We start from the raw sequence: 14802 nt of genomic DNA on the forward strand, positions 1-14802 counted from the left end.
AACAGATGTATAAGGAGTAAAAAATGACTTTAGCCAACGATATTGCACGCGACTTGTTGAAAATCAAAGCGGTTTACTTGAAACCAGAGGAGCCTTTTACTTGGGCTTCTGGGATTAAATCACCGATTTACACAGATAACCGAGTGACTCTGGCCTACCCAAAAACTCGGACTTTGATTGAAAATGGCTTTGTCGAAAAAATCCGTGCGGAATTTCCAGATGTGGAAGTGATTGCAGGTACGGCAACGGCGGGTATTCCTCACGGTGCTATCATTGCCGACAAGATGAATCTGCCTTTTGCTTATATCCGCAGCAAACCAAAGGATCACGGGGCGGGAAATCAGATTGAAGGTCGAGTGGCTCCTGGTCAAAAGATGGTTGTGATTGAAGATTTGATTTCCACTGGTGGCTCTGTCTTGGATGCTATTGCGGCAGCTAAGCGTGAAGGAGCAGATGTAATCGGTGCTGCAGCTATCTTCACCTACGAATTGCCAAAGGCGGATAAGAACTTTTCGGATGCAGGCGTGAAGTTGGTGACCTTGTCAAACTACACAGAGCTTATCCACTTGGCTGAGCAAGAAGGCTACATCAATGCAGAAGGATTGGCTTTGCTGAAGAAGTTCAAAGACGATCAAGAAAACTGGCAAAATTAAGAAGGTACGAGGAGGCAGGACTAGCATGTTCCTGTCTCTTTTTTAGGATTTACTTGGCCTCTGCTCACTTTTTAAAATAGCAAAAAGTGCCTGATTTTGTTATAATAAAGCCATGTCTAAGATTTATCATATCACTTTTTTGATTCTACAAAAAATCATGCTGGTATTGAGTCTTCATTGGCTGTTTACAGCTATTTTTCATGTGTCGCAGTTAAGTAGCTTGGCTCTGATTTTGTTTGGAGTCTTGGCAATCCTAGCGAATCGCTATCGGTTTCAGCTTAAAAAGTCTTATCATTTTCTCATGAGGCACAAGCTTGCCATTGCTTTAGCAGCTCTCCTTTTTCAGCTCATCATGCTCCTATCGGCTGAGCTTTTGATTCGACGGGATGCGGCAGTGGTTTTCACAGGGGCTTTCAAGTACCTGAAGGAGTCCTCTATTTCCAGCTATCTAACGCGCAATCCTAATAATCTGCCCCTCTTTCTCTATGAGCGCTTTTTCTTTAATCTTTTTGGTGAAGCAGCTCTCTGGATTATGCAGGGGCTCAATCTTTTTTACGTCAATATTGCGTCTTGGATCCTCTACAAAGGCTGTCAGCGATACTTTTCGCAGGCTACAGGAGATGCGATTTTTAGCCTTTATATGGCCTTGGTCGGATTTTCGCCTTACTACATCTCCATGTACACGGACATTCCCCCCTTGCCTTTGATTAGTCTACAGATTTTTCTGGCTCTGAGTTTGTTGGAAAATAAGGGGAATAGTCGCCAAATCATTTCTAGAAGCCTTTTATTAGGAATTCTGACCAGTCTTGCCTTTTTGATTCGTCCGACAGTGATGATTCTGCTGATTGCTGTTTTTGGAGTTTTATTTTTGAGACAAAACTGGAAAAAGTTTTTCTTGACTGCTGCGTTCTTTGCTCTAAGCTTTTCGGCAGGCTACCTTCCACTTCATTATGGTCTGGCTCACCAGACAGAAGTGCCGATCATCCAAGGCCAAGGACTGGCCAAAGGGCCACTACTTTTCATCAATCTGGGCCTAACCAATATCGGTCACGATCAGGAAGACATGAAGGAGGGGTTGTTGCAATATGTGGAACCCGACAAGCGGGCTGACTACAATAATGGCATGTTTGCCAGGGAAAATGTCATCAAAGAAATCAAACGCCGCTTGAAAGAATACACTCCGCTGACCTTTCTACAACACCTGTATTATAAACACTCTTTGACAGTTGCTGAAGGAAACTTGGGTTGGCTCTATCGCAGTGTTGAAAATGAAAAAACACCTTATATTTCACCGCTTTATGAGTTCACAAAAGACAATGCATTCGCCCAGTTTATCCGTGATTTCTTCCTCAATTCTGATAAGGATAGTTTTCGATTTTATTCGCTGATCAAGCAAGCGGTTTGGATTGTCATGGCTTTGGGGCTGGTCTTTGCCCTCTGGAAATACCGACCAAACGATTCCTTGAATTTCTTAAGCTTGGCAGTCTTTGGCGGCCTACTCTTTTTGCAAATTTTTGAGGGAGGCAAGACCCGTTATCTGATTCAGTTTTTGCCACAGATTTTGATTCTGTCAGCTGTGGGATTGACTCAATATCCGCTAGACTTGACTCGCATGAAATTTTGGGAAAAGAAGGTCTAACTAGACTTGTCAGCTTAGTTGCCCGTAAGTATGGAATGTAAAATAAAAAGGAGACATATATGCAGCATTCAGCTTGGCACGCTTTGATTAAGGAGCAGCTGCCGGAAGGTTATTTTGCAAAAATCAATCATTTTTTAGACGAAGTGTATGCTTCTGGGACCATTTACCCACCTCGGGAAAAGGTGTTTAATGCCATTCAGACGACAGATTTAGCAGATGTTAAGGTGGTTATTTTGGGGCAGGATCCCTACCATGGGCCGAGACAGGCGCAGGGCTTGAGTTTTTCGGTTCCTGATGACATTCCAGCTCCGCCTTCTTTGCAGAATATTCTTAAAGAACTGGCAGACGATATCGGAGTGAAGGAGTCGCATGATTTGACTTCTTGGGCCCAGCAAGGAGTTCTCTTGCTCAATGCTGGTCTGACAGTGCCTGCTGGGCAGGCCAATGCGCATGCTGGCTTAATCTGGGAGCCCTTTACGGATGCTATTATCAAGGTCGTTAATGCAAAGTCAGATCCAGTTGTCTTTATCCTATGGGGGTCTTACGCTCGCAAGAAAAAAGCCTTGATTAGTAATTCCCAACATTTGATTATCGAGTCAGCTCACCCAAGTCCGCTGTCTGCCTACCGTGGTTTCTTTGGCAGCAAACCTTTTTCACGTACCAATGATTTCTTAGTAGCTAAGGGCTTGGAGCCAATCGATTGGTTAGCTTAGGAGGTAGTATGGTTCAGTTAGCAACAATTTGTTATATCGATAATGGGCGGGAATTTCTCATGCTGCACCGCAACAAAAAGCCCAATGATGTTCATGCTGGGAAATGGATTGGTGTCGGTGGCAAGCTGGAGCGGGGAGAAACCCCGCAGGAGTGTGCTGCACGCGAAATTCTAGAGGAAACAGGTCTAAAGGCAAAGCCTGTCCTAAAAGGCGTTATCACTTTTCCTGAGTTTACTCCCGACTTGGACTGGTACACCTATGTTTTCAAGGTGACGGAGTTTGAAGGAGAGTTGATTGATTGCAATGAAGGGACGCTGGAATGGGTGCCTTACGATCAGGTGCTTTCAAAACCGACTTGGGAAGGAGATCATACCTTTGTTGAATGGCTGCTGGAGGATAAGCCCTTCTTTTCAGCCAAATTTGTTTATGATGGTGATAAACTGCTCGACACGCAGGTTGATTTTTACGAATAAAGGAGATACAAAATGCTACTAATCAAGAATGGCCGTGTTATGGATCCTAAGTCTGGTCTGGATCAAGTGTGTGATGTGCTGGTGGAGGGCAAGAAAATTGTCAAAATCGGTCAAAATCTGGAAGCGGCTGATGCCCAAGTCCTAGATGCTAGTGGTTTGGTCGTTGCCCCCGGTCTGGTTGACATTCACGTTCACTTCCGAGAGCCGGGTCAGACCCATAAAGAAGACATTCATACAGGAGCTTTGGCAGCGGCAGCGGGCGGCTTCACAACGGTTGTTATGATGGCCAATACCAATCCGACCATTTCTACAGTTGAAACCCTGCAGGAAGTGCTGGAGTCAGCCAGTCGTGAAAATATCCATATCAAGTCCGTCGCGACCATTACAGAGAATTTTGATGGTCAGCATCTGACAGATTTCCAAGGTCTTTTGGCTGCTGGTGCCGTTGGCTTCTCAGATGACGGAATTCCCCTGACCAACGCTGGGATTGTCCGCCAAGCCCTGATAGAAGCACGTAAAAACGATACTTTTATCAGCTTGCACGAGGAAGACCCAAATCTCAACGGTATCCTCGGCTTCAATGAACATATCGCCAAAGAACATTTCAATTTCTGCGGGGCGACAGGTGTAGCAGAGTACAGCATGATTGCCCGCGATGTTATGATTGCTTATGATGCCAAGGCTCATGTGCATATCCAGCATTTGTCTAAGGCAGAAAGTGTCAAGGTTGTCGAGTTTGCCCAAAAACTAGGCGCTCAAGTCACTGCTGAAGCAGCACCTCAGCACTTCTCTAAGACAGAAGCTCTGCTATTGACCAAGGGTAGCAGTGCTAAGATGAATCCGCCTCTGCGCTTAGAATCGGATCGTCTGGCCGTTATCGAAGGGCTGAAGTCTGGCGTTATTTCTGTCATTGCGACGGACCACGCACCGCACCATGCCGACGAGAAAAATGTTGCGGATATTACCAAGGCGCCGTCTGGTATGACTGGTCTTGAGACCTCGCTTTCTCTAGGGCTGACCTATCTGGTGGAAGCAGGGCATCTTAGCCTCATGGAGCTCTTAGAGAAGATGACGGTCAATCCAGCTAGTCTCTACGATTTTAATGCTGGTTTTCTGGCTGAAGCAGGTCCGGCTGACATCACTATTTTTGATCCTAAAGCTGACCGTCTGGTTTCCGACCATTTTGCCTCCAAGGCAGCCAATTCACCTTTTGTTGGCGAAGAGCTCAAAGGCCAAGTCAAATATACCATCTGCGATGGAGAAATCGTCTTCCAAGCATAAGCAGACATTCATATAAAATATGAGAGTGGGACAGAAATCGGTAATTCGTTAGAATTCGATTTCGTCGTCCCACCTCCGCACAGTTGAGTAGGGCTGTAAAAGCTAATGAAATCAGCGTAGTATAGCCCACTCAACCACTGCGTCTTGCTCGACAAACCAAAGACAATTGAGAGGCTAGGACTTTTGTCCCAGCCTCTTTTTTATCAGAAGAAAGATTAAGCTGAAATAGCATTCCCTTTTTACAGAAAAACAGTATAATAGTAGAAAAAACATAGACTGGAGCTTTTATTTATGAAAAAGAAGCATCTTATTTTACCTGTTTTGTCTACGGTTCTGTTGGCACCTGCCTTTTTGGACCATCAAGTTGCTGCGGATGAGGTTCAGCCAGCAACTGCTGTAGCAAATGTGAGTGACTCAGCTCAAAAATCAACCGAAACAGATTTGGCGCAAGCAGGTGGAGTTTCTGCCGATGAAGCTAGCGTAAATGCGGCCATCGCAGCTAATGCTCAAGATGTATCAGGAGCGTCTGACGCAAGCTTGCCTGAAGCTACCATTCTTCATACAAACGATGTGCACGGTCGTATCGTCGAAGAAAAAGGTGTTATCGGAGATGCCAAACTTGCAACAGTTATCAAGGAAGAACGAGCTAAAAATCCTCAAACACTGGTTGTAGATGCAGGAGATGCTTTCCAAGGTCTGCCAATTTCTAACAGCTCCAAAGGGGAAGAACGCGCGAAGATTCTCAATGAAATCGGCTATGATGCCATGGCAGTTGGAAACCATGAATTTGACTTTGGTTTGGATGAAGCCAAAAAATATAAAGAAATCCTCAATTTCCCACTCCTCAGCGCTAATACTTATGCCAACAATGCTCGTGTCTTCCAAGCATCAACTATTGTTGACAAGGATAAGAATGTAGAAGGTGATGAATTTGTCGTGATCGGGGTGACCACTCCTGAGACAGCTACAAAAACTCACCCTAAAAACATTCAAGGTGTGACTTTCGCGGATCCAATCACAGAGGTTAACCGAGTGATTGACGAAGTTGAAGCGCGTGCAGCAGCTGAAGGCAAGACTTACAAAAACTATGTGGTTCTGGCCCACTTGGGTGTGGATACGACGACACCAGTTGAATGGCGCGGTTCTACCTTGGCTGAAGCACTTTCTAAAAATGCCAAACTGAAGGGCAAGCGGGTTACAGTGATTGACGGCCATTCTCACACAGTAGAGTCCACTACTTACGGTGAAAATGTGACCTACAACCAGACTGGTAGTTATTTGCACAATATCGGTAAAGTTACCTTTAAGGCCAACCAACTTCTGGGCAATCCTCAGCAAATCCCAGCTGAAACAGCTAAAAAAGCGACTCCAGACCCAGTTGTAGCAGAGATGGTCAAGAAGATCAAGGAAAAATACGATGCAGAAAATGCCAAGGTAATCGTAGCCAATAGCCCTGTTGAGCTTAACGGTGACCGTGAAAATGTCCGCGTTCGAGAAACTAATCTGGGAAATGTGGTAGCAGATGCCCTTTACAAATATGGACAAACAGGCTTTGCCAACAAAACAGACTTGGCTGTGACCAACGGTGGTGGCCTACGGGAAACCATTGCCAAGGACAAGCCAATCACTAAGGGAAATGTTATCGCCGTATTGCCATTTGGAAATACCATTTCTCAAATCAAGGTAACAGGTCAGAATATCGCAGATATGTTCGCCAAATCCTTGGGCTCAATCCTGCAAGAAAAAGATGGAAAACCTGTCTTGGATGAGAATGGTCAACCATTGCTAGAGCCAAGTGGCGGTTTCTTGCAAGTTTCTGGTGCTAAAGTTTACTATGATACAACTCTGCCAGCAGAGAAACGGATTCTCCGCATTGAAATCAAAAACAAAGAAACAGGTGCTTATGAAGCCCTTGACTTGGCTAAGACCTATTACCTGACAACCAATGACTTCCTAGCAGCTGGTGGTGATGGTTATACCATGCTGGGTGGTGCGCGTGAGGAAGGGCCATCTATGGACGTGGCCTTTGCAGAATATCTGGAAAGTGCAGATTTGACAGCCTATGCAGCAATCAATCCAAATTCTCGCACGATTTCTATGTCTGCTAGCAAGGATACAGATGGAGATGGTTACACAGATATCGAGGAAATCCAGCAGGGCACTGATCCAAAAGATGCCACTTCTAAGCCTGGACAAAGCAATCCAGCAAACCCAATCAATCCGACTAACCCAGTAAATCCTACCAACCCAACTAATCCAACAACACCAAGCAATCCAGTAGTTCCTAGCCAACCTAATCATCCAGTTGTGCCTGAGACAAAACCACAAGAACAACCTTCTGTTGAGAAACCAAATACAGCTCAGCCAGCAGCAAATAAGGCAACTTATCAAGCTCCAGCACAGGTTCGTCCGACAGAAGTAGCAAGCAAACAAGGAACTCTTCCGAAAACAGGAAGCAAGAATCCTGTCCTTCTTTCTATGTTTGGCTTGGTATTCGGAATGCTGGGTGCAGCAGGTCTGAAAAAAACTCAAAAAGATTAAAAAAATGAGGCTGGGACAAAAGTCCTAGCCTCTCAATTGTCTTTGGATTGTCGAGCAAGACGCAGTGGTTGAGTGGACTCTACTACGCTGATTTCATCAGCATTTACAACCCTACTCAACTGTGCGGAGGTGGGACGACGAAATCGAATTCTAACGAATTATCGATTTCTGTCCCACTCTCATTTTTTTGGATTTTGTTTGGTTAGGTTAATACCCCAAGGGATCAGGTTTTCGGTTTTATTTCGAATCCGCTGGATATTGTCTCGATGACGAAGGATGATAATAGCTGCTAAGAGAATGATAATCAGGGTAAAAAGGAAATCATAGCTTGGTAAGAGAAAGCCTGAAGCAGGGAAAATTAGGGCGGACAGGATGGCCACGATTGCTGAAACCACGCTGGCTAGAGAAATCATACTTCCCAGATAGAGAGTCGTCACAAAGACAACTATCAGGTAGACAAAGAAAGCGGGTGAGAAGGCTAGAACAGCTCCAGCACTGGTCGCAACGGCTTTGCCTCCCTTAAATCCTGCAAAGATTGGATAGGTATGACCAATCACAGCCAAGAGGCCAAAAATCAGTGGTGAAATCCCTTCAATATGCAGGAAAAGCGGTAGCAGGGTTGCCAGTGTCCCTTTGAAAAAGTCAATGACAAAAGTGGCGCTGCCGGCCGTCTTACCCAAGATCCGGAAAGTATTGGTCGTGCCAGTATTGCCACTGCCATATTCGCGGAGGTTCTTTTTAAAGAAAATCTGCCCAATCCACAGACCTGTCGGAATGGAGCCCAATAAATATGCTAGTAATAATCCAAGTATCGTGTTCATCATGATTTTATTATACCATGATTTGGAACTTGGACAAAGAACTATGATAAGAATATTTTTAGAGAATTGTCTAGTCTGACGCTTGTGGCTAGCTTGCCTTTCTCCAAAATCATTTGAAATCCAGATTCTATCGAGGCTGGGACAAAAGTCCTAGCCTCTCAATTATCTTTGGATTGCCGAGCAAGACGCAGTTGTTGAGTGGGCTCTATTACGCTGATTTCATCAGCTTTTACAGTCCTACTCAACTGTGCGGAGGTGGGACGACGAAATCGAATTCTAACGAATTACCGATTTCTGTCCCACTCTCATTTTTTAGAAAAAACTTTGCAAAATTTACCAAAAACCTGTAAGATAATAAGGATGACTATCATGCAGGAGGTTCCTTGTGGCAAAAAAGGAAATCAATATTAACAATTATAATGACGATGCCATTCAGGTATTAGAAGGGTTGGATGCGGTCCGCAAACGTCCAGGGATGTATATTGGATCGACCGACGGAGCGGGACTCCACCATCTGGTTTGGGAGATTGTGGACAATGCAGTCGATGAAGCCCTGTCAGGCTTTGGTGACCGAATCGAGGTTACGATAAACAATGACGGCAGTCTAACCGTTGCTGACCACGGACGCGGGATGCCAGTCGGCATGCACGCTATGGGCATTCCCACGGTCGAGGTCATCTTCACAGTTCTCCACGCTGGCGGTAAGTTCGGCCAAGGGGGCTATAAGACTTCAGGCGGTCTCCACGGTGTGGGTTCCTCTGTTGTCAATGCCCTGTCTAGCTGGCTGGAAGTGGAAATCACGCGGGACGGGACTGTTTACAAGCAACGCTTTGAAAATGGCGGAAAACCAGTCACCACGCTCAAGAAAATCGGAACGGCACCTAAGTCTAAGTCTGGAACCAAAGTGACCTTTATGCCGGACGATACAATTTTTTCAACGACAGACTTCAAGTACAACACCATTGCGGAGCGGCTTAAGGAATCAGCCTTCCTGCTCAAGAATGTTCGCCTGTCGCTGACCGATGCACGGACTGGCGAAGAAGTAGAGTTCCACTATGAGAACGGGGTTGAAGACTTTGTCAGCTATCTCAATGAAGACAAGGAAACCCTGACTCCCGTCCTCTATTTCGAGGGCGAGGAGAGCGGCTTCCAAGTTCAGGTGGCCCTCCAGTACAACGACGGCTACTCGGACAATATCCTGTCCTTTGTCAATAATGTCCGCACCAAGGACGGCGGTACCCACGAGACGGGGCTCAAGACCGCTATTACCAAGGCTATGAACGACTATGCCAGAAAGACAGGCCTGCTCAAGGAAAAGGACAAAAATCTGGAAGGTTCGGACTACCGCGAGGGTCTGGCTGCTGTCCTGTCTATCCTCGTTCCAGAAGAACACCTCCAGTTTGAAGGCCAGACCAAGGACAAGTTGGGCAGTCCTTTGGCTCGCCCTGCCGTGGACTCCATCGTCTCTGACAAGCTGACCTTCTTCCTCTTGGAAAATGGTGAGCTGGCTTCTAACCTCATCCGCAAGGCTATCAAGGCCAGAGATGCCAGGGAAGCAGCCCGCAAGGCGCGTGACGAAAGCCGCAATGGCAAGAAAAATAAAAAAGACAAGGGCTTGCTCTCTGGTAAGCTGACTCCGGCCCAGTCCAAGAACCCAGCCAAGAACGAACTCTATCTGGTCGAGGGAGACTCTGCCGGTGGCTCTGCCAAGCAAGGCCGTGACCGTAAGTTCCAAGCCATCCTGCCCCTACGCGGTAAGGTCATCAACACCGCCAAGGCTAAGATGGCCGACATTCTCAAGAACGAGGAAATCAACACCATGATCTACACGATTGGAGCGGGTGTCGGGTCAGACTTTACCCTTGAGGATGCCAACTATGACAAGATCATCATCATGACCGATGCGGACACCGACGGTGCCCATATCCAGACCTTGCTGCTGACCTTTTTCTATCGCTATATGCGTCCGCTGGTCGAGGCTGGCCGCGTCTATATTGCCCTGCCGCCTCTCTACAAGATGTCCAAGGGCAAGGGTAAGAGCGAAGTTGTTGAGTATGCCTGGACCGATGGCGAGCTGGACGATCTGCGCCGTAAGTTTGGTAAGGGAGCCATGCTTCAGCGCTACAAGGGGCTTGGTGAAATGAACGCCGACCAACTCTGGGAGACCACTATGAATCCTGAAACCCGCACCCTCATCCGTGTCACCATCGAAGACCTGGCCCGCGCTGAACGCCGTGTCAATGTCCTCATGGGCGACAAGGTCGAACCACGCCGCAAGTGGATCGAGGATAATGTCAAGTTTACGCTTGAGGAGAGTGGAGTGTTTTAATACCTAGTTATTGAGATTTGCTAGATTATAAGTTTATCAGACTTGGAAAGGGTAGAAAATGATTATTAGACCTGCAAATATGAAAGATTGTCCAGTTATTTACGCCCTTTATCAAAGTGAAAAATTATTTTCTTTTACATCCTTACTCAATCTCCCTTCGCAAAAAAGTCATGCAGAAGCTAGGCATGGAATTTGTCAAAGAATTTGATAATGAAAAAGTTCTAGCTGACAGTCCCCTTTGTAGACATGTCCTCTACAGAATCAAGAGTTTCAACTAAAAGGCAGGTATTCCCATGAGAACTGAAACCGAAATGTTTGATGTGATTTTGCAAACCGCAAAAGTGCTACAGGTTGACGCTGTCGCTATGTCCGGTTCGCGGACAAATCCAAATGCTCCCAAGGACGAGTTCCAAGACTATGATGTAGTCTACATTGTGGAGGATTTGGATGGCCTGTTGGCTGACCTTGCTTGGTTGGAAGAATTTGGCAAGCGCATCATCGAGCAGCATAATATACTTGACCATCGCCGCCTCTATCTCATGCTCTTTGAAGATGGCAATCGGATCGATTTGACCCTCTGCCCCAAGGAGCACATCAAAGAGTGGGTGGATAGCGAAGCGGATTTCACGGTGCTGGATGACCCGCAGGGGCTGTTTGCCCCTTATGCACCGACGACTAAGCGCTATTGGACGGCACCAGCCAGTGCGACTGACTTTGACAAATCTTGCAATGAATTTTGGTGGGTGTCAGCTTATGTAGTCAAGGGCATTCATAGAAATCACCTGGTCTATGCGACGGATCATCTGTATGGTATCTGCCAGCAGGAATTGCTTAAGCTGTTAGCTTGGCAAGTAGCAGCAGATAAGGGGACGGTCGATGTTGGTAAGAACTACAAATACCTCTTTCAGTATTTTCCTTCTGAGAAAGAAAAGGAATTTACAGCCTTGCTTGACTTTTCTGACCAGAAAAAAATTACTAAGTCTCTCTTTGCTACCATGGACTTTTTCCACAAAGAAGCCCAAGCCTTCTCTCTCAAAACCGGCTTCCACTATGACAAAGAAACTGCAGAGAAGATGATGGAGTATGCTGAGGAGAGGTTGAAATAGTTTCAGATACACTTACAAGATGAACAAATGCTTTAGTTTATAATAGCTATTGAGGTGAAATAGTATGTTGGATTTTATGTTTGGAATATTTTCTATGTTATTCCCATTTCTTCAGATTGTGTCCATAATCTTATCAATATATATTGCCTTACAAAATAACAAACTTGGCAAAAGATTTTATGGTTTATTTTTTCCTGTAATTATCACTATATGGAATATTTGGTTATTTTCCATAGATCGGACAGATATGTTTGATGATGCTTTAAGGTTTTATTTTTTTCTAATTGATTTTGGTTTACCTATGCTTATTTCTTCCACGCTTTATCACTCAATACGCATATATTATTTATACAAATCAATCAAGTGGCGAGTCTTCCCTATAAGTATCTGTTATTTATTCGGTTTAATTTTTCATTATCTTAATACAATGCATTGGGAGGAGCTATTTCGAGGGCAAAAGTTTGTATTTGATATCTTGCTGATATCGACTGCTATAATTTCTTATTTACCTTGTCTATATTTGTACATACTTCAAAGAAGAAAGAACAATCTATAGGGAATAGTTGCTTTTGGATAATCTAAATAAGTGTTTGTGAATGATTTAAATAGTATCTAAAAATATTTTTCTTAAGTACCAATATTAATGTAAAAATCTACTCTACATTCTTTGAAAGGAGTTGAACACGCCCTAAATACTGTGTGAAAAAGATAAATTCTCTTGTGAGCATCGCTCACTACAAGAATTTCCTATTTTCACTTTGTATTTTACGGGCTCTGTATCCTATATGAGTAATATTCAAAACATGTCCCTTGAGGACATCATGGGAGAGCGCTTTGGTCGCTACTCCAAATACATCATTCAGGAGCGGGCTCTGCCGGACATTCGCGATGGCTTGAAGCCCGTGCAGCGCCGTATTCTTTATTCCATGAATAAGGACGGCAACACCTTTGACAAGGGCTACCGCAAGTCTGCCAAGTCAGTCGGGAACATCATGGGGAATTTCCACCCTCACGGTGACAGCTCCATCTACGATGCCATGGTCCGCATGTCTCAGGACTGGAAAAACCGTGAGATTCTCGTCGAGATGCATGGGAACAACGGCTCTATGGATGGTGATCCACCAGCGGCTATGCGTTATACCGAGGCGCGGCTGTCTGAGATGGCTGGCTATCTTTTGCAGGATATTGAGAAAAATACCGTTCCTTTTGCTTGGAACTTCGACGATACCGAGAAGGAGCCGACTGTTCTGCCAGCTGCCTTTCCGAACCTCTTGGTTAATGGAGCAACTGGGATTTCCGCTGGTTATGCGACTGATATTCCACCTCATAACCTAGCCGAAGTCATTGACGCGGTTATTTATATGATTGACCATCCGTCTGCCAAGGTGGACAAACTCATGGAGTTTCTGCCTGGTCCAGACTTCCCAACAGGAGCTATTGTCCAAGGCCGAGATGAGATCAAGAAAGCCTACGAGACTGGCAAAGGTCGCGTCGTGGTGCGCTCCAGAACTGAGATTGAAAAGCTGAAGGGCGGAAAAGAGCAAATCGTCATCACCGAGATTCCTTACGAGATTAATAAAGCGGTCTTGGTCAAGAAGATTGACGATGTACGGGTCAATAACAAGGTGGCTGGCATTGCTGAAGTGCGGGACGAATCAGACCGGGACGGTCTTCGCATTGCCATCGAGCTCAAGAAAGACGCTAATACTGAGCTGATTCTCAACTATCTCTTTAAGTACACCGACTTACAAGTTAATTACAACTTCAACATGGTGGCGATTGACAATTTCACGCCGCGTTTGGTAGGGATTGTGCCAATCTTAACCAGCTACATTGCCCACCGCAAGGAGATCATTTTGGCTCGCAGCCGTTTTGACAAGGCTAAGGCTGAGAAACGGCTCCATATCGTGGAAGGATTAATTCGGGTGCTTTCCATCTTGGACGAGGTGATTGCCCTGATTCGTGCTTCAGAAAACAAAGCTGACGCCAAGGAAAATCTGAAAGTCAGCTATGATTTCACCGAGGAGCAGGCTGAGGCGATCGTCACTCTCCAACTCTACCGTTTGACAAATACAGACGTAGTTGTGCTGGAAGAGGAAGAAGCAGAGCTACGCGAGAAAATTGCCATGCTGGCAGCCATTATCGGTGATGAGCGAACTATGTATAATCTTATGAAGCGTGAGCTCCGCGATGTCAAGAAGAAGTTTGGCAATCCGCGTCTCAGTGAGTTGCAGGATACGGCAAACGCCATTGAGATTGATACAGCTAGTCTGATTGTCGAGGAAGAGACCTATGTCAGCGTGACACGTTCTGGTTATATCAAGCGGACAAGTCCGCGTTCCTTCTCTGCTTCGACCTTAGAGGAGATGGGCAAGCGTGATGATGACCGCCTGATTTTCCTCAGTCCAGCTAAGACGACTCAGCATCTATTGATTTTCACCAGCCTAGGAAATGTCATTTACCGGCCTGTTCATGAGCTGTCAGACATCCGCTGGAAAGAAATTGGAGAACACCTCAGCCAGACCATCAGCAACTTTGATACCAAAGAAGAGGTTATCTATACAGAATTGCTGGACAACTTTGAGGAGGGCACTTACTTTGCAGCGACCAAGCTCGGTCAAATCAAGCGTGTAGAGCGCAAGGAATTCAGTCCTTGGCGGACCTATAAGTCCAAGTCACTTAAATTTGCCAAGCTGAAAAATGAAGACGACCAGGTCATTGCTCTGGCGCCGATTAAGCTGGATGATGTTATGCTCGTGACTAAGAATGGCTATGCACTGCGCTTCAATATTGAGGAAGTACCAGTCATCGGAGCTAAGGCAGCTGGGGTTAAAGCTATCAACCTCAAGAAAGATGATGTCCTAGCGGCAGCCTTTATCGCCAATACAGACTCGCTTTACATCCTGACTCAGCGCGGTTCGCTCAAACGTATGGCAGTAGCAGATATTCCTGTTACCAGTCGGGCAAATCGCGGTCTTCAGGTTCTGAGAGAGCTTAAGACCAAGCCGCATCGTGTCTTCGCAGCTGGTCCAGTTTATGGAGAAGCAGCAGACTTTGACCTCTTCACAACAGAAGCTGAAGTTAGCGAAAAGCAGATTTTGCAGGTGCTTTCTAATAAAGGAACGACCTATGAAATCAATCTAGCTGACCTCAGCCTGTCTGAGAGAACTAGCAATGGCAGCTTCATTTCTGATACCATTTCAGACGAAGAAGTCTTCTCGGCTTATATCAAGTAATCAACAAGCC

General features: G+C 45.6%; 10 protein-coding genes. 9 read left to right on the forward strand and 1 reads right to left on the reverse strand.

Going from position 1 to position 14802, the window contains the following annotated elements:
- The first annotated feature begins 23 nt into the window (after positions 1-23).
- The 6 genes from pyrE to nt5e all read left to right on the forward strand — a co-directional run bounded on the left by pyrE (position 24) and on the right by nt5e (position 7300).
- On the forward strand, positions 24-653 hold the full coding sequence (gene pyrE, locus I872_RS02645) for an orotate phosphoribosyltransferase (protein WP_015604613.1): 630 nt from the start codon (positions 24-26) through the stop codon (positions 651-653).
- A gap of 112 nt (positions 654-765) precedes the next feature.
- Positions 766-2292, forward strand: a complete 1527-nt coding sequence (locus I872_RS02650) for a glycosyltransferase family 39 protein (protein WP_015604614.1) — start codon at positions 766-768, stop codon at positions 2290-2292.
- Positions 2293-2351: 59 nt separating this feature from the next.
- The gene (locus tag I872_RS02655; protein WP_002897503.1) at positions 2352-3005 is read left to right on the forward strand and encodes a uracil-DNA glycosylase; all 654 of its coding nucleotides are present in this window, start codon (positions 2352-2354) and stop codon (positions 3003-3005) included.
- An 8-nt stretch (positions 3006-3013) separates the two neighbouring features.
- On the forward strand, positions 3014-3478 hold the full coding sequence (locus I872_RS02660; RefSeq protein ID WP_002904550.1) for an NUDIX hydrolase: 465 nt from the start codon (positions 3014-3016) through the stop codon (positions 3476-3478).
- Between the two features lie 12 nt (positions 3479-3490).
- Positions 3491-4759: a dihydroorotase gene (locus I872_RS02665; protein WP_015604615.1), complete on the forward strand. Its 1269-nt coding sequence runs from the start codon at positions 3491-3493 to the stop codon at positions 4757-4759.
- Positions 4760-5050: 291 nt separating this feature from the next.
- A complete protein-coding gene (gene nt5e / locus I872_RS02670; RefSeq protein WP_015604616.1) occupies positions 5051-7300 on the forward strand; it encodes a cell surface ecto-5'-nucleotidase Nt5e in 2250 nt (749 codons plus the stop codon).
- A gap of 179 nt (positions 7301-7479) precedes the next feature.
- Here the strand turns inward: nt5e and plsY are convergent, their stop codons facing one another.
- Complete coding sequence (plsY, locus tag I872_RS02675) at positions 7480-8124, reverse strand: glycerol-3-phosphate 1-O-acyltransferase PlsY (RefSeq protein WP_041826781.1); 645 nt, start codon at positions 8122-8124, stop codon at positions 7480-7482.
- A 382-nt stretch (positions 8125-8506) separates the two neighbouring features.
- Here plsY and parE point away from each other — a divergent pair, with 382 nt between their 5' ends.
- The 3 genes from parE to parC all read left to right on the forward strand — a co-directional run bounded on the left by parE (position 8507) and on the right by parC (position 14792).
- Positions 8507-10450: a DNA topoisomerase IV subunit B gene (gene parE, locus I872_RS02680; protein WP_015604618.1), complete on the forward strand. Its 1944-nt coding sequence runs from the start codon at positions 8507-8509 to the stop codon at positions 10448-10450.
- A 293-nt stretch (positions 10451-10743) separates the two neighbouring features.
- Positions 10744-11556 (forward strand): aminoglycoside 6-adenylyltransferase, encoded by an 813-nt coding sequence (locus I872_RS02685; protein ID WP_041826782.1) that lies wholly within the window; start codon positions 10744-10746, stop codon positions 11554-11556.
- 785 nt (positions 11557-12341) lie between these two features.
- Positions 12342-14792 (forward strand): DNA topoisomerase IV subunit A, encoded by a 2451-nt coding sequence (gene parC / locus I872_RS02695; RefSeq protein ID WP_015604621.1) that lies wholly within the window; start codon positions 12342-12344, stop codon positions 14790-14792.
- The last annotated feature ends 10 nt before the right edge of the window (positions 14793-14802 follow it).

It is taken from the genome of Streptococcus cristatus AS 1.3089, assembly GCF_000385925.1.
Lineage (GTDB): Bacteria > Bacillota > Bacilli > Lactobacillales > Streptococcaceae > Streptococcus > Streptococcus cristatus_B.

What these genes read in the sequence shown, in the direction of transcription:
- pyrE (WP_015604613.1), top strand. Translation starts at nt 24, where the DNA reads ATGACTTTAGCCAACGATATTGCACGCGACTTGTTGAAAATCAAAGCG.
- I872_RS02650 (WP_015604614.1), top strand. Translation starts at nt 766, where the DNA reads ATGTCTAAGATTTATCATATCACTTTTTTGATTCTACAAAAAATCATG.
- I872_RS02655 (WP_002897503.1), top strand. Translation starts at nt 2,352, where the DNA reads ATGCAGCATTCAGCTTGGCACGCTTTGATTAAGGAGCAGCTGCCGGAA.
- I872_RS02660 (WP_002904550.1), top strand. Translation starts at nt 3,014, where the DNA reads ATGGTTCAGTTAGCAACAATTTGTTATATCGATAATGGGCGGGAATTT.
- I872_RS02665 (WP_015604615.1), top strand. Translation starts at nt 3,491, where the DNA reads ATGCTACTAATCAAGAATGGCCGTGTTATGGATCCTAAGTCTGGTCTG.
- nt5e (WP_015604616.1), top strand. Translation starts at nt 5,051, where the DNA reads ATGAAAAAGAAGCATCTTATTTTACCTGTTTTGTCTACGGTTCTGTTG.
- plsY (WP_041826781.1), bottom strand. Translation starts at nt 8,124, where the DNA reads ATGATGAACACGATACTTGGATTATTACTAGCATATTTATTGGGCTCC.
- I872_RS02685 (WP_041826782.1), top strand. Translation starts at nt 10,744, where the DNA reads ATGAGAACTGAAACCGAAATGTTTGATGTGATTTTGCAAACCGCAAAA.
- parC (WP_015604621.1), top strand. Translation starts at nt 12,342, where the DNA reads ATGAGTAATATTCAAAACATGTCCCTTGAGGACATCATGGGAGAGCGC.